This is a genomic window from Campylobacter concisus (assembly GCF_002165785.1).
Classification (GTDB): domain Bacteria; phylum Campylobacterota; class Campylobacteria; order Campylobacterales; family Campylobacteraceae; genus Campylobacter_A; species Campylobacter_A concisus_W.
Map to the genome: position 1 here is coordinate 227,057 of NZ_NDYO01000006.1, position 15,862 is coordinate 242,918.

Below are 15,862 nucleotides of genomic sequence, written 5' to 3' on the forward strand. Positions count from 1 at the left end.
TCCTTGAAATTTGAAATTTTGGGCAAATTTTACTTTAGTTTGTTTTGCTTTTTGATAAAATGCAAGCAAAACTAGTGATTTTAGACTAAAAATAACGAGCAAAAAACCACAAAGGAATTTTATGAGCTTTTTTACCGACTACGAAAAACACGTGAGCGAGCGAGAAAAAGAGGGCGTGCCACCGCTTGCGCTAAATGCCAAGCAAACAAGTGAAGTTTGCGAGCTAATAAAGCTTGCCAGCAAGTCTAGTGGCGACGAAAAGGCACAAAGCGAGCTAAAATTTCTTATAAGTTTGCTTGAAACTCGTATCAATCCTGGCGTTGACGACGCAGCGAAGATGAAGGCAGAAATTCTTGGCGAAGTGATAGATGGGCTTGCTGTTAACGGTCTTGACGCGATGCGTGCTATTAAAATTTTAGGCAAGATGCTTGGCGGATATAACGTGGAAATTTTAGTACGAGCTCTAAAAAGTAGTGATGAAAATATCGCTCGAGCTGCGGCAAATGAGTTAAAAAATATCATCCTGGTGCATGAATATTTTGACGAGATAGTAAAACTAAGCAGCAACAATAAATTTGCAAAAGAGGTGCTTGTTTCTTGGGCAAATGCAGAGTGGTTTACGCATAAAAAGCCAATTGAAACCTGTATAAACGCAGTCGTTTTTAAGGTACCAGGTGAGACAAATACTGATGACTTAAGTCCAGCGAGCGAGGCCTATACAAGAGCCGACATACCACTTCATGCAAAAGCGATGCTTGTTAAAAAGATGCCTGAGGGTCTAGAAATTTTAAAAGAGCTCAAAACTCGTGGTAAAAAAGTGGCGTATGTTGGCGATGTGGTCGGTACTGGCAGCAGCAGAAAGAGCGGTATAAACTCGATCCAGTGGCACCTTGGCGATGAGATAGAGGGCGTGCCAAACAAAAAAACGGGTGGCATCGTGATAGGCACTACTATAGCTCCGATATTTTTTAATACCGCTGAAGATAGCGGTGCACTGCCGATAGTTGCAAACGTAAATGAGCTTGAGATGGGCGATGAGATAGAGATTTATCCATTTAAAGGTGAAATTTATAAGCTTATTGGCAGCGAGAAAAAGCTAGTGGCAAATTTTAAACTTAGTCCAAATACTCTAAGCGATGAGATAAGAGCGGGTGGCAGGATACCTTTGATGATAGGTAGGCAAGTCACCAAAAAGGCTAGAGAGGTTCTAGGGCTTGGCGAGGAGCAAATTTTTATAAAGCCAGATCAGCCAAAGGAGCAGAGTGGTGGCTATACGCTCGCTCAAAAGATGGTTGGCAAGGCTTGCGGTGTAGCTGGTGTGAGAGCTGGGGCTTATGTGGAGCCTGAAATTTTAACTGTTGGCTCGCAAGATACGACTGGGCCGATGACTAGAGATGAGGTAAAAGAGCTTGCTAGCCTTAGTTTTGGCGCGGATTTTGTTTTGCAAAGCTTTTGCCATACGGCCGCTTATCCAAAGCCAAGTGATCTTGTGATGCATGAGAGCTTGCCAAAATTTATAAATTTACGTGGTGGTGTGAGTCTAAAGCCAGGCGATGGTGTCATCCACTCGTGGCTAAATCGCATGGTGCTACCTGATACGGTGGGCACTGGAGGCGATAGTCACACGAGATTTCCTATTGGTATCAGCTTCCCAGCGGGCAGCGGCCTAGTGGCGTTTGCAGCGGTGCTTGGAATGATGCCACTAAATATGCCAGAGTCGGTTTTGATCAAATTTAAAGGCAAACTAAAAGAGGGCGTGACGCTTCGTGATCTTGTAAATGCGATACCGTATTTTGCGATCAAAAAAGGACTTTTAAGCGTTGAAAAGAAAGATAAAAAGAATGTTTTTGCAGGTAAAATTTTAGAGATAGAAGGGCTCGAGAATCTAAAAGTAGAGCAGGCGTTTGAGCTAAGTGATGCTTCGGCTGAACGTTCAGCTGCGGCTTGTGTGGTAAATTTAAGCGTTGATAGTGTCGTGGAGTATGTTCGCTCAAATGTTGCGCTAATTGATGCGATGATAAAAGCTGGTTACGAGAGCCGTGAAACGCTTGCTAGACGAAAAGAAAAAATGCAAAAATGGCTAGAAAATCCAACGCTTTTAAGGGCCGACAAGGATGCAAGCTACGCTGAAATTTTGGAGATCGATCTAGCTCAGATAGATGAGCCGATTTTGGCGTGTCCAAATGACCCAGATGATGTGGCAACATTAAGTGAAATTTTAGCTGATGACAAAAGGGTGCACAATATCGATGAAGTTTTTGTAGGGAGCTGTATGACAAATATAGGCCATTATAGGGCGCTCGCTAGAATTTTAGAGCATGAGAGTAAGCTTACAACTAGACTTTGGATAGTACCGCCGACAAAGATGGATAAAAGCACACTTGAAAATGAAGGCGTTTATGAGATATTTAAGAGGCTGGAGGCTAGGACAGAGGTGCCAGGCTGCTCGCTTTGTATGGGTAATCAAGCAAGAGTAAACGACAATGCAGTGGTGTTTTCTACATCAACTAGAAATTTTGACAATAGAATGGGAATGGGCGCAAAGGTCTATCTAGGAAGTGCCGAGTTAGCCGCCGTTTGTGCGCTACTTGGGCGTTTACCAAGTGTAGATGAATATAAAAAGATAGTAAAAGATAGCCTTAGCTTAAATAAAGATGAAATTTATAAATATCTAAATTTTAATGAAATAAGCGAGTTTAGCATATAAATTTGTTACAATATCGCGAAATTTTAAGGAGTTTTGATGAAAAAAGTAGTTTTTTTTCTCTTTTTTAGCGTTTGTTTTTTGATAAATTTACACGCTTTAGAGTGCAGTGATCTTGCCAAAAAAGAGAGCTTTAAAACTACTCCAAATGATCTTGCTTACACGAATGAAGGGCTATTTTACTGTGATGGTTCGCTTTTAAATTTAAAAGAGGTAAAAGAGCTTTTTGATGCGAGTGTGGCTGTGAGAAGTGAGTCTCAAAGTTGCGTTGGTGATAGAGTTTATAAAGAAAATTTAAACAAGCTTAGATGGCTTTTGCTAAAAGCGTCATTCGCACCTGAATTTTACGCAAAAGAGCTTGCAGAGCCAAAGGCTGCTGAGGGAGAAAAAGACGCCAGAATGGAGTATCTTAGGTACTGGGCAAATGAAAGCTTATTTAATTTTTTAAAATATAAAAAATTTTTAGAAGCCTATAAAAACGCTCAGACTCCGCTTGTTAAATTTTATGAAAGCCTTGGACTTGATACACCAAGTGCCGCTTACTACGCAACTAGCGTGGTAAATGAGTTTTTGACTTTTGGCGTTGGTAAAAATGTAAATAAAGCTAAAATTTTAACACCTGAGCAAAATATGATGGCTCAAAGGATAAATTCCGATGAGCTGGCAAATTTACTTTACTCAAAAAATTTCAGTACCGCTGAGCTTACAAATTTGCTTAATATCGCTCTTTTAAACGAAAAGAGTAGCGATATGATAAAAGAGATAATAAGGCGTGGAGCCGATGTGAATATGGGTGATGAGACGCCGCTATTTTTTGCTTTAAAAAATATAGAAAATGTAAAAATTTTACTTGCAAATAAAGCCGATGTAAATCATAAAAATTTCTTTGGAAAAAGTGTACTTTTTTATGCTGTGCAGTTTAGCGATAAGCCACTTTGTGAGCTCTTTCTAAAAAATGGTGCCAATGCCAATGAGAGCTACATAGATGAAAATGCCAAGATGGATATGATAAATTTGGGTATGATGCAAGTTGAAGATACATGCGGCCTAGAGCACACAAATAGAAGTGTTTTTATGCATGCAGCAGCTCATGCAACGCCAGAAATTTTAAAACTTTTGATAGATAACGGCGCTGATATAAACGCGACTGATGACGCTGGATTTAACGCGCTTGACTATGCCATGAAAGAACAAAACGAAAAGACGATCAAATTTTTAGAAAATTTGGGTTTAAAACCAAATTTCAATTAGGAAAAACCATGAAAAAGACAGCTTTTGTAACCGGTGCAACATCTGGATTTGGCGAGGCGATCGCCAGAAGACTCTCAAAAGAGGGCTACAAGATAGTCGCTCTTGCAAGGCGCGAAGATAGGCTAAAAAAGCTTGCAAACGAGCTTGGCGATACGCATATCATCGTAGCTGACATACGCGATAAAGAGGCTGTTTTTAAGGCCGTAGAGAGCCTGCCTGATAAATTTAAGGACATTGAAGTGCTTGTAAACAACGCTGGTATGGCGCTTGGACTTGAAAAGACGATAGATGCGAGGGTAGAGGACTTTGAGGCGATGATAGATACCAACGTCAAGGGTCTCATCTACTCGACAAAGGCGGTTTTGCCGCTACTTTATAAGCAAGAAAAGGGCTATATCTTTAACCTAGGCTCGACAGCTGGCTCGTGGCCATATCCTGGCAGTAACGTTTATGGCGCTACAAAGGCCTTTGTAAAGCAGTTTAGTTTAAATTTAAGAAACGATCTAGTTGGCACTAATATCAGGGTGACAAACATCGAGCCAGGGCTTTGTAAGACTGAATTTAGCGAGGTTAGATTTAGGGGAGATAAGGCAAAGGCAGATAGCCTTTATGAAAATACAAATTTCATCACATCTGAGGATATCGCGACGATTTTGGTAAATTGTCTAAATATGCCCGGAAGTGTCAATATAAATAGGGTCGAAGTCATGGCAAATACGCAGACTTGGGCTGGACTTGCGATAGAAAAATTTTAAGGAGTTCTTGTGAGACAAATTTTATTATTACTTTTTTTTAGCGTTGCGCTTTTTGGTGTCGATCCAGAAGTGGCAAAGAGAAACGCTGAAATTTATGGCGTATTTACGCTTATACCGCCTGTTGTGGCAATAGCACTTGCTTTTATCACAAAAGACGTCATCTTGTCGCTATTTATAGGTGTTTTTAGCGGAACATTTCTTATAAATATCATCAATGAAAACATCTTTATGGGTATCGTAAAAGGCTTTACCGGCATCGTTTCAAGAGTCGTTGAATCAATGGCTGATAAGACTGATTCAGGTATTTTGCTTCAAGTGCTTTGTATCGGTGGTGTGGTTGCACTCATCACAAAGATGGGTGGTACAAAGGCGGTTGCTCTTTGGCTTAGCAAAAAGGCAAAAAGCGGCATTTCAGCTCAAATTTCAACATGGCTGATGGGAATTTTTGTATTTTTCGATGACTACGCAAATGCCTTAATAGTAGGCCCTATTATGAGACCAATAAGCGATAAATTTAAAATAAGCCGCGAAAAACTAGCTTTTATCATAGATGCTACTGCGGCACCGATCGCTGGCATAGCTATCATCTCGACATGGGTTGGCCTTGAGGTTTCACTCATTGAAAAGGGCTATGAGCTAGTTGGAGAGACTGGAATTAACGCTTATTCTATATTTATCGAGACAATTCCATATAGATTTTACAACCTCTTCATCTTATTTTTTATAGTCTGTACAGCCTTGATGCAGCGTGAATACGGACCAATGCTATTAGCTGAAAGACGTGCTAGAAGAGGCGAGCTTCACTCAGGTAAAACTCAAATCCAAGATCTTGAAGATAAAACTCTAGAGCCAAAAGAGGGCGTAAAATTAAGTGCTGCAAATGCTGTTGTGCCACTTCTTGTGCTGGTCATTGGCGCATTTACTAGTTTTTACTTTAGTGGTCTTGCTGCACTTGAGGGCGATGCTCTTAAAAATGCACTCGCTAATCCACTTTCATTTTCTACATTTAAAGATACTTTTGGCGCAGCAGACTCAGCTACATCACTATTTCAAGCAGCATTACTTGCTAGTATCGTAGCTATCACAATGGGCGTTTGGCGTAAAATTTTTGACGTAAAAGAGGCTATTAGCACATGGGTAAAGGGCTGGAAGACTATGATAATTACGGTTGTGATTTTGCTCCTTGCGTGGAGTCTTAGTGCTGTTATCAAAGAGCTTGGCACATCAAGATATTTGGTTGATCTATTAAGCTCTTCAACACCTAAATTTATATTGCCAGTTGCTGTTTTTATCCTTGGTTCGTTTATTAGCTTCTCGACTGGAACGAGCTATGGCACAATGGGTATTTTAATGCCTCTTGCTATCCCACTAGCTTATGCTGTCGGCAAAAACTACGGCCTAGAGGGCGATGCAATGCACGCTTATATGATCGTAAATATTTCAGGCGTGCTTACAGGTGCGATCTTTGGCGATCACTGCTCACCGATATCGGATACTACGATCCTTTCATCAATGGGCGCAGGATGTAACCATATCGATCACGTATCGACTCAAATGGTCTATGCGCTTAGCGTTTGTGCGGTTTGTGTGCTAGTTGGTTACTTGCCGGTTGCACTTGGTCTTAGCGTTTGGATCGCGCTTCCTTGCGGATTTTTAGCGATTTGGGCATTAGTTAGATTTGTTGGAAAGAAAGTAGAAGCATAAATTTGGATTGCAATTATTTAAAAGAGTGCGGCTCTTGCACTCTTTTTACTCCTTATGATGAGCAAATTTTATTTAAAACTGATCTTATAAAACAAAAATTTTTAGAGTTTTATGATGGTGAGTTTGATGTTTTTAGCTCAACACCAAAGCACTACCGCACAAGGGCTGAATTTGGCATTTGGCATGAAGGCACAAAGCTTTGCTATACGATGCATGCAAGCGAAAAGGGTAAAAAGGTCTTTATAGATGATTGTCCAAAGGTTTGCGAGCAAATTTCTACTCTCATGCCAAGTTTGCTTTATAACTTACAAGAGAACGAAATACTGCGCGCAAAGCTTTTTGGAGTGGAATTTATTTCTTGTAAAAGTGGTATTTTGGTCACACTTCTTTACCATAAAAGGCTTGATGGCGAGTTTGAAACGGCTATGAAAATTCTAGCCAGTAAGCTTGATGTTATCATACTTGCAAGATCTCGTGGGCAAAAGCTACTAAGTGGTGAGCTAAATTTGATCGATGAGCTAGACGTTGGCGGTGAAATTTATAAATTTAGCCTAAGTGAAAATGCCTTTATCCAGCCAAATAGAGCTGTAAATGAAAAGATGATAGCTTGGGCAAAAGAGTGCGTGCAAGGCGGTGCTGACCTCCTTGAGCTCTACTGCGGACATGGAAATTTTACTATTCCGCTTTCGTTTAAATTTAATAATGTACTTGCTACTGAAATTTCAAAGAGCTCGATCTCAAATGCCCTTAAAAACTGCGAGCTAAATAAGGCTAAAAACATCAAATTTTTACGAATGGATGCTGATGAGCTTATGAGCGCATTTACTGGCGTTAGGGAATTTAATAGACTAAAGGATATAAATTTAAGCGGCTTTAACTTCTCTCATATTCTTGTCGATCCGCCTCGTGCAGGACTAAGCGAAAGTGTCGTAAATTTCATCAAAAATTTTAAAAACATCATCTATATCTCGTGTAATCCAGAGACTCTAAAAGAAAATTTAAATGAGCTTTGTAAAAGCCATAAAGTGATAAAATTTGCCATTTTTGATCAGTTTGCAAATACTCATCACATCGAGTGTGGCGTGCTACTAAGGGCAAAAGAATAATTTAAAAAAGGAAAAATAAAAATGGTTTCACTAAATAAAATTATCCAAGCAAAGATCACGATCGGTCATTTCGTAAATAAAACTCCATTTGCTCTGAGTGCAAAACTTAGTAAAAATTTGGGAGCAAGCATCTATCTAAAAGAGGAAAATTTACAACGAACCGGAGCTTATAAAATAAGAGGCGCTTACAATAAAATAGCTAGCCTAAGTGATGAGGAGAGAAGGCGTGGTGTCGTGGCTGCAAGTGCTGGCAACCACGCTCAAGGTGTAGCTATAAGCGCAAAAGAATTTGGCGTACACGCTTGCATCATCATGCCAGAATCAACCCCGCTTCTAAAGGTTGCTGGTACGAAAGACCTTGGCGCAGAGGTTATTTTAAAAGGTGATAATTTCGATGAGGCGTACGCTTTTGCGGTTAATTACGCTAAAGATAAGGGTATGACCTTTGTTCACCCATTTAACGACGAGTATGTCATGGCAGGACAGGGCACTGTGGGGCTTGAGATGCTTGATGAGATAAGTGACCTTGATATAGTCATTGTCCCAGTTGGCGGTGGCGGATTAGCTAGCGGTGTGGCAAGCTGTATAAAGCAGGTCAATCCAAAGACGAAAGTAATCTGTGTCGGTGCAAAAGGCGCTCCAGCGATGTTTAATAGCTATGGCGCTAAAAAGAGCATAAACTCAAAATCAGTCCGCACCATAGCAGATGGTATCGCTGTGCGTGATGCGAGTGAGATCACGCTAGCAAATATTATTGAGTGTGTTGATGAGTTTGTGCAAGTTGATGACGAGGAGATCGCAACTGCGATTTTGTTTTTGCTAGAGACTCAAAAGATCGTTGTAGAAGGAGCTGGCGCAGCTGGCGTGGCAGCACTTATGCACGATAAGATCAAATTTAAAAAAGGTGCAAAGATAGGCGTGGTGCTAAGTGGTGGAAATATCGATGTTCAGGTGCTTTCTATCATCATAGAAAAGGGTCTTATCAAGTCTCACCGCAAGATGACCTTGCAAATCACACTTGTAGATAAGCCAGGAGCGCTCATGAGCCTAACTGATAGCTTAAAATCAGCAAATGCAAACATTGTGAAGATCGACTACGATCGCTTCTCAACAAGGCTTGATTATGGCGATGCAAGTATTACGATCACGCTTGAGACAAAGGGTCTTGAGCATCAAGAAAAGATCAAAGAAGTTCTTACCAAAAACGGTTTTTCTTTTACTCAATTGTTTTAAAAATTTTTTGCTATTTTGTGGATTTCAAGATAGCAAAAACAAGCTAAAATTCCTTTTGCTTTACAAATTTAAGCTAAAATAGCAAGCTTTAAAGGAGAAAAAATGAGCGAATATGCAAATTTGATATTAGCTATCTTATTAGCTGTTTTGGCATTTGCATTTTATAGGTCAAATAAGGCGTTAAAAAAGGCAAAAGATGATAGCGAAAATCTCTCAGTCAACACCGAAATTTCGCAGCTAAAAAGCATCGGCGAGCTTTCAGTTTTTCAAGTATATAGCAAAGAGATCGTCACAAAGACAGATCATGCGTTTGGAAATTTTGGCAAAGAGTATCTAAGATGGCTAATAAGTGAGAAGAAGCTTTCGATGATATTTGAGTTTGAGATAAATTTCATCTATGATCTAACTAGCCCAAAGCTCGAGATCACGCAGATCGCAAACTCTAGCTATAAGATAAAAATGCCTCCTTGCAAGTATAAATTCTCAATCGCCGATATGAAATTTTACGATGAGAAAAACGGCAAATTTATACCATTTTTACTGCCTGACTCGCTAAATGGCTTTTTTGGTAGCACTTTTACAGAAGAAGATAAAAATAGGCTAATAGAAGAAGCTAGAAACGAAGTCAAAAAGATGAGCGTTCGTCTTATCTCACAGCTTCAAGGTAAGATACATAAATCAGCTCGCGATACGCTTGAAGCAATCGCTAAGAGCTTTGGCGCAAACAAGGTTGAATTTGTCTTTGACGATAATGATGAGCAGATAAGCTCGCAACTAAATTTAGAAAATATTGCATAAAATTTTAAAAAGGAGAAAAAATGAGTTTTAGTTCTCAAGAGGTCACACAAACTCCAGGCAACAATACCGTCTTTCAAACTTGGGTTTTAGAAGATGATAAAAAGGCGTGCAAAGAGGGTTTTGCTAGACTTTGTGCTTTGGTTATAAATTTAAACAAAACTGCCAAGATTAGATTTGGCGCAAATGAAAATGTAAACTGCGTCCTTGGCGTGGGTCATGATGCTTGGAAAAAGCTTGAAATTTCAAAAGATCTACCAAAAGAGCTTGTAAATTTTAAAGCGATAAAAGGCGATAAGCACGAAGCTGTTAGCACAAAGGGCGACATCCACATCCATATCCGCGCCTTAAATGCACCTGATTGCTTCGATATGGCTCAAGCGATAAAGGCTGTGCTTTTTAAATTTGCAGAGCTTACAGATGAGACGCAAGGCTTTAAGTATCATGACGGTAGGGCGATAATAGGCTTTGTTGATGGCACTGAAAATCCTGAGGGCGAGGAGAGAGACTTCTTTGCTAAAGTTGGCGATGAGGACGCTAAATTTAAAGGCGGCAGCTACGTTTTTGTACAAAAATATTTGCATAATATGAAAGAGTGGAACGCTACAAGCGTAAGTGAGCAAGAAAAGGTAATAGGCCGTTCAAAAGAGCTTGACATCGAGATGAGCGAGGATGTAAAACCTACAAATTCACACTCAGCTGCTGCAAACGTAGGAGATGATAAAAAGGTCGTGCGTGGCAATATGCCTTTTACTGAAGGTAGTAAAACTGGCACCTACTTCATCGCTTATGCGAGCACATTTTCAACGGTTGAGCTTATGCTTAAAAAGATGTTTATCGGCGAGCCAAAGGGCAACTCAGATAGACTGCTTGATTTTAGTACTCCAGTAACTGGTGCCCTATATTTTGTGCCAACAGTTGATATGTTAAGCGATTATGAGGGCTAAATTTAAATGGGTGAGGCAACTTGCCCTTTTAAATTTTAAATAAAAATGCCAGAGTGGTTTATTTACGCAGCTCTTTCAGCCGTTTTTGCTGCACTTACAGCGATCTTTGCAAAGCTTGGTGTAAAGGACATCGACAGCGATTTTGCAACATTTATAAGAACGATCGTTGTCATTTTTATGCTCGTTTTGCTTCTAAGCGTGGCTAAAAAATGGCAGCCACTAAGCTCTCTAAGTCCAAAAAACTGGCTCTTTCTCATACTTAGTGGCATAGCTACTGGGCTATCTTGGCTCATGTATTTTAAAGCGATGCAGGCAGGCAATGTTTATCAAGTGGCTTTGGTTGATAAATTTAGCGTTGTGCTTGCTATTATTTTGGCTGTCATCTTTCTTGGCGAGAGGCTAAATTTAAAAGAAATTTTAGCCATCTGTCTTATCGTGTCTGGCGTATTTTTACTTATTTTTAAATAAAATTTTCTGCATTATTCTTAAATTATATTTTTAATTTTAATTTGTAATTAATTAAAAAGCTCCTAAAATTTGAACAATTTCATTTTGAAGGGAGAAATATGAAAGAAATCATTTTTTCGGCCATCGTGGCCTGTGCGGCATTTGGTGCTAGTGTAAACTACACAGATGTTGTAAAAGATGTTTACGGTGATGCTAGCTCAACAAAAAGTATAGGCAGACTGCTACCAACCAACGCAGTTGAAATTTTACAAACAAGCGGTGACAGAGCGCAAATTAAAGTAAAAGGCTATCAAAACCCAGCTGTTAGCAACGTAGTTTATTTTGCTGATGGCGCGAGGATTATCTCGGTGGCATTTGCAAAAACTGCACCTTTTGATATTAAAGTGATCAAAGAGGGCAAAAACGGCAAATGGAACGAGGTAGAAACAACAGTTTTTGTTCAAAAAGATGGCTTTAGCACTGATGTAAACGCGATGTTTGCAAAGGCTGACAAGATGTACAAAGAGAGTTGTGGTGTTTGCCATGCGTTGCCTCAAACTACGCATTTTAACGCAAATCAGTGGCCGTCACTTCTAAAATCAATGATCGGCAGAACCACAATAGAGAAAAAAGACGAGTGGTTGGTTATTGAATACCTTCAAAAACACTCATCTGACATAAACCTAGGTAAATAAGCAAAACTTTTGTAGCGGCAAGAAAAAACAAATATTAAAGTTTAGCTTATTAAAAAGAAAACTTAAAATGAAAGGGAGATAAGATGAACGAGAACAGGCGAGAATTTCTAAAAAAAGGTGCTACAGCAATTGCAGCAACACCTTTGCTTTCAAGCGTGACAGCATCAAATTTATTTGCTGATAGCATAAAAAAGAGTGTTTTAAGAGATAGCGAGGTTATCACAGCCGCTCACTGGGGTATGTTAAAAGTAACAACCAAAAACGGCGTTGCAGTAAAGTCAGAGCCTATCCAAAAAACAAGTGAAATTTACAACCCACTTCAGTACTACACACCAGATATGATCTACAAAAGTCGCATCAAACGTCCAGCAGTAAGAAAGAGCTACCTTGAAAATCCAGATAATCCAAAGCCAGAGCTTCGCGGCAAGGATGAGTGGGTTGAGGTGCCTTACGAAGAGGCGATCAAGCTAGTTGCAAGAGAGCTTAAAAAGACAAGAGCGCAAAAAGGTTTGCAAAGTGTATTTGCAGGCAGTTACGGTTGGAAGTCAAGCGGCAATGTACATAACTCAAGAATTTTGCTTCATAGATTTATGAATCTTAGTGGTGGCTTTGTTGGCTCTCTAGGGGACTACTCAACAGGTGCTAGCCAGATCATCATGCCTCACGTCGTTGGTAGTATCGAGGTCTATGAGCAGCAAACCAGCTGGCCAGTCGTACTTGAAAACTCAAAAGTCGTAGTCATATGGGGTGCAAACCCACTTGCGACACTTCGCATAGCTTGGACATCGACTGATGAGCAGGGCTTTAAATACTTTGAAGAGCTTAAAAACAAAAAAGATATCAAAGTGATCATTATCGACCCTATCAAGAGCGACACAGCGCAGTACTTTGACAACGCTCAGTGGATCGCCCCAGTGCCAAACACCGACACAGCGATGATGCTTGGTATGATGCACTACCTATATGAAAGCGGCAAGTATGATAAAAATTTTATCGAGACCTACACAACTGGCTTTGATAAATTTCTCCCATATCTACTTGGCAAGACAGACAACACTCCTAAAAATTTAAAGTGGGCGAGCAAAATTTGTGGCATCGATAAAGATACTTTAAAAGAGCTAGCTGATATATTTGTCGCAAACCGCACGATGATAATGAGCGGTTGGGGTATGCAGCGCGCTCACCACGGTGAGCAACCGCATTGGGCGATGGTGACACTAGCAGCTATGATCGGTCAGATCGGACTTCCAGGTGGGGGATTTGGCCTTAGCTATCACTACTCAAACGGCGGCGCTCCGACTTGCAAGGGTGCAGTCATCGGCGGCATAAATAGCGCAAGTGTGGGTAAATTTAACGAAAAAGGTGAGTTTATCGGCACAGACACAGGCGAGTTTGATAAACGAGGTCGCTTCGTCGCAAAGGCAGCTGCAGCAGCAGGCACAGGCCAAAGTTGGCTACAAAAAGCAACCAACTATGCCTTCCCGGTCGCAAGGATTGCAGATGCGTTGCTACATCCTGGTAAAGTGATCGACCACGACGGCAAAAAGATCACCTATCCAGACATTGACTTTATCTACTGGGTCGGCGGCAACCCACTTGTACACCACCAAGATACAAATACAAATTTAAAAGCGTGGAGAAAGCCAAGAACGGTTGTCGTACATGAATCATACTGGACACCGACAGCAAAAATGGCTGATATAGTATTTCCAGTCACTACAGAGTATGAGAGAAACGATATCACCATGACCGGTGACTACTCAAATATGAACATCGTGCCAATGAAGCAAGTCGTTGAAAAATACCACGAGGCAAGAGACGACTACCAAATTTTCATCGATCTTTGCAAGGCTTATGCTAAAAATTTGGTCATTGCCTACACAGATAACGGCAAGGATGAGTTTGACTGGATCAAAGAGTACTATGACGCAGCCTACGCTCAGGTCAAGGCTGTGCCAGAGCTAACTACTGATATGAAGCCATTTGAAGAGTTTTGGAACGAGAATAAGCCAGTTACATTTGCCTCATCTCAAGATAGCGATAGCTGGGTGAGATTTGGCGAATTTAGAGAAGATCCTGTACTAAATGCTCTTGGAACCCCAAGCGGTCTTATAGAAATTTACTCAGAGACTATCGAGAAAATGGGCTATGACGACTGCAAGGCGCACCCAATGTGGTTTGAGCCGATCGAGTGGCTAGGCATGAAAGATAAGCCAGCTAAATTCCACATGATAAGTGCTCACCCAACTGACCGCTTGCACTCACAACTAAGTCAAACTTCACTTCGTGACAAATACGCTATCGCAAATCGCGAGCCTATCTGGATCAACGAAAAAGACGCAAAAGAGCTTGGCGTACAAAGTGGCGACTTGGTGCGTGTATTTAATGCACGTGGTGAGGTTTTAGCAGGTGCTCACGTGACTAAAAACATCAAAGAGGGCGTTGTAAAACTAGCTGAGGGCGCTTGGTATGACGGCTTTGATAGTGGAATTTGCAAAAACGGCGGTGCAAACGTGCTAACCATAGATATCCCAACAAGTAAGCTAGCAAACGGCAACATCAGCCACACAGCTCTTGTAAATATCGAGAAATATAAAGGTGGCGAGGCATTAAAGCTTACAGCTTTTGCTGAGCCAAAAATTTCTAAATAATATTAAAAGCAGGGGAGTCTTCTCCTGCTTTTGAACTTAAAATTTAAAACAAATCTTCTATTCACAAAAAGCTTAAATTTATATTTAAAGCCCTATAGCTTTATAAATTTTTTATTTTGCAATTATATTTGTAAAGCTTGGCGTAAAGGATATCACCACTGTGTTATTTTGTCCTGTGTGTTTTAAAGAGATACAAACAAGTAATGCCTATCAAGTGGCATTGGTTGATAAATTTAGCGTTGTGCTGGCTATCATTTTGGCTGTTATTTTTCTTGGTGAGAGACTAAATTACAAAGAAATTTTAGCCATTTGCCTTATTATTTCAGGCGTTATTTTATTGATTTTCAAGTAAAAATTTATACTCTATATCTGGCTAAAAACCAAAAAACAAAACTATCTTATTTAATGGTATTTTTTGATCTAAAATTTATTCAAAAATTTTTAATTATCAAGATGTCTTTATTAATTTTTAAAAAGCATTAAATAGAGGGTAAATTTAATACTAATTTTAATTCTTTTTCGATAAATTAAAACGATTTTAACTTTTTAAAGGAGGAAAGATGAAGTCCATAACTTCAAAGATAGCGATGATTATCATCTCATTGCTAGTTATTTCGTTTGCTGCTATTTCGGCAGTCAGCTACTATACAGCGGAAAGTAAGGTAGTAGAGTTGGTCAGCCAGACCCAGGATCAGATTCTAAGTGACATCAAAGCTACTACGGATTCTTTTTTTGAAGAATATTTAGGTGTAGCCAAAAAGTTTGCTTCAGACATAGAAAATACACCAAATAATGATGACTTGTATATGGAAAAAACTAAAAGGCAAAAAGAAAACGTTAGTCATTTAGTTACTGATATTTTTTATGGTCGCGAGAGTGATGGACATTTTTTCCAGTCTGACGGCACTAGAACAACTCCAGCCGATAACTACGATCCTAGAACTAGAGGCTGGTATAAAGCAGCAAAGAGTGCAAATGGTGCTATATATACCGAACCTTACAAAGCTGCCTTGTCTAATGCTTTAGTAATTAGCTTTGCCGCTCCAGTAAATAAAAATGGAAATTTTGATGGTGTTTTGGGGCTTGATTTAAATATAGATGCTTTAAGTAAAAAGATTCTCGAAATGGGTAAAACGAAATACGGTTACGTCTTTTTAATGAACAAAGACGGCTTAATGCTAATGCACAATGACCCAAACAATGTTGGTAAAACCGTTCCTGCTAGCAAATATATTGCTGAGGCTTTTGCAGCTAAAAAATTTGATGAAAATGGACTTATCCCTTATACAAACTATAAAGGCGAAAACGTAACCGCTAAAGTTCTTTCTATAAACGATCAAGGCTGGCTAGCCGTAGCCGCTATCGGAGCAGATACTTTTTCGTCTAATACCTTGCCTTTATTAAAAGCTCAAATAATCCTAGCCGTAGCTTTTATAGTCATACTTTCGGCTATCGTATTTACTCTTCTTAAAAAATCCCTTAGCCCTATTAGAACTATTCAAACCAAGCTTGAAGACGCGTTTAAATTTATCACCTACGAAACCCCTAACGTTCCGGAAAAGCTAGTAGTAACT

At 39.8% G+C, this 15,862-nt stretch carries 12 protein-coding genes and 1 pseudogene; all 13 read left to right on the forward strand.

Annotated features, from left to right (window positions below):
- The first annotated feature begins 121 nt into the window (after positions 1-121).
- On the forward strand, positions 122-2,707 hold the full coding sequence (locus B9N62_RS05930) for a bifunctional aconitate hydratase 2/2-methylisocitrate dehydratase (RefSeq protein ID WP_087584774.1): 2,586 nt from the start codon (positions 122-124) through the stop codon (positions 2,705-2,707).
- A 36-nt stretch (positions 2,708-2,743) separates the two neighbouring features.
- Positions 2,744-3,955 (forward strand): ankyrin repeat domain-containing protein, encoded by a 1,212-nt coding sequence (locus tag B9N62_RS05935; RefSeq protein WP_087584775.1) that lies wholly within the window; start codon positions 2,744-2,746, stop codon positions 3,953-3,955.
- Between the two features lie 8 nt (positions 3,956-3,963).
- Positions 3,964-4,710: an SDR family NAD(P)-dependent oxidoreductase gene (locus B9N62_RS05940; RefSeq protein ID WP_087584776.1), complete on the forward strand. Its 747-nt coding sequence runs from the start codon at positions 3,964-3,966 to the stop codon at positions 4,708-4,710.
- A gap of 9 nt (positions 4,711-4,719) precedes the next feature.
- A complete protein-coding gene (locus B9N62_RS05945) occupies positions 4,720-6,414 on the forward strand; it encodes a Na+/H+ antiporter NhaC family protein (protein WP_054196368.1) in 1,695 nt (564 codons plus the stop codon).
- A gap of 2 nt (positions 6,415-6,416) precedes the next feature.
- Positions 6,417-7,520, forward strand: a complete 1,104-nt coding sequence (trmA, locus tag B9N62_RS05950; protein ID WP_087584777.1) for a tRNA (uridine(54)-C5)-methyltransferase TrmA — start codon at positions 6,417-6,419, stop codon at positions 7,518-7,520.
- Positions 7,521-7,541: 21 nt separating this feature from the next.
- Complete coding sequence (gene ilvA, locus B9N62_RS05955; RefSeq protein ID WP_087584778.1) at positions 7,542-8,753, forward strand: threonine ammonia-lyase; 1,212 nt, start codon at positions 7,542-7,544, stop codon at positions 8,751-8,753.
- A gap of 102 nt (positions 8,754-8,855) precedes the next feature.
- Complete coding sequence (locus B9N62_RS05960; protein ID WP_087584779.1) at positions 8,856-9,551, forward strand: DUF4230 domain-containing protein; 696 nt, start codon at positions 8,856-8,858, stop codon at positions 9,549-9,551.
- 20 nt (positions 9,552-9,571) lie between these two features.
- Positions 9,572-10,495: a Dyp-type peroxidase gene (locus B9N62_RS05965; protein ID WP_087584780.1), complete on the forward strand. Its 924-nt coding sequence runs from the start codon at positions 9,572-9,574 to the stop codon at positions 10,493-10,495.
- 45 nt (positions 10,496-10,540) lie between these two features.
- Positions 10,541-10,963: an EamA family transporter gene (locus B9N62_RS05970; protein WP_087584781.1), complete on the forward strand. Its 423-nt coding sequence runs from the start codon at positions 10,541-10,543 to the stop codon at positions 10,961-10,963.
- Positions 10,964-11,061: 98 nt separating this feature from the next.
- Positions 11,062-11,637: a cytochrome C gene (locus B9N62_RS05975; protein ID WP_087584782.1), complete on the forward strand. Its 576-nt coding sequence runs from the start codon at positions 11,062-11,064 to the stop codon at positions 11,635-11,637.
- Between the two features lie 83 nt (positions 11,638-11,720).
- Positions 11,721-14,288 carry a molybdopterin-dependent oxidoreductase gene (locus B9N62_RS05980; protein WP_087584783.1) on the forward strand — a complete coding sequence of 856 codons (2,568 nt, stop codon included), beginning with the start codon at positions 11,721-11,723 and terminating at the stop codon, positions 14,286-14,288.
- A gap of 160 nt (positions 14,289-14,448) precedes the next feature.
- Positions 14,449-14,640 carry an EamA family transporter gene (locus B9N62_RS05985; protein WP_257640194.1) on the forward strand — a complete coding sequence of 64 codons (192 nt, stop codon included), beginning with the start codon at positions 14,449-14,451 and terminating at the stop codon, positions 14,638-14,640.
- Between the two features lie 235 nt (positions 14,641-14,875).
- Positions 14,876-15,580, forward strand: a pseudogene (locus tag B9N62_RS11035) (cache domain-containing protein); the annotation flags it as partial.
- Between the last annotated feature and the right edge of the window lie 282 nt (positions 15,581-15,862).

What these genes read in the sequence shown, in the direction of transcription:
- B9N62_RS05940 (WP_087584776.1), top strand. Translation starts at nt 3,964, where the DNA reads ATGAAAAAGACAGCTTTTGTAACCGGTGCAACATCTGGATTTGGCGAG.
- B9N62_RS05980 (WP_087584783.1), top strand. Translation starts at nt 11,721, where the DNA reads ATGAACGAGAACAGGCGAGAATTTCTAAAAAAAGGTGCTACAGCAATT.
- B9N62_RS05975 (WP_087584782.1), top strand. Translation starts at nt 11,062, where the DNA reads ATGAAAGAAATCATTTTTTCGGCCATCGTGGCCTGTGCGGCATTTGGT.
- B9N62_RS05970 (WP_087584781.1), top strand. Translation starts at nt 10,541, where the DNA reads ATGCCAGAGTGGTTTATTTACGCAGCTCTTTCAGCCGTTTTTGCTGCA.
- B9N62_RS05960 (WP_087584779.1), top strand. Translation starts at nt 8,856, where the DNA reads ATGAGCGAATATGCAAATTTGATATTAGCTATCTTATTAGCTGTTTTG.
- B9N62_RS05935 (WP_087584775.1), top strand. Translation starts at nt 2,744, where the DNA reads ATGAAAAAAGTAGTTTTTTTTCTCTTTTTTAGCGTTTGTTTTTTGATA.
- B9N62_RS05930 (WP_087584774.1), top strand. Translation starts at nt 122, where the DNA reads ATGAGCTTTTTTACCGACTACGAAAAACACGTGAGCGAGCGAGAAAAA.
- B9N62_RS05965 (WP_087584780.1), top strand. Translation starts at nt 9,572, where the DNA reads ATGAGTTTTAGTTCTCAAGAGGTCACACAAACTCCAGGCAACAATACC.
- ilvA (WP_087584778.1), top strand. Translation starts at nt 7,542, where the DNA reads ATGGTTTCACTAAATAAAATTATCCAAGCAAAGATCACGATCGGTCAT.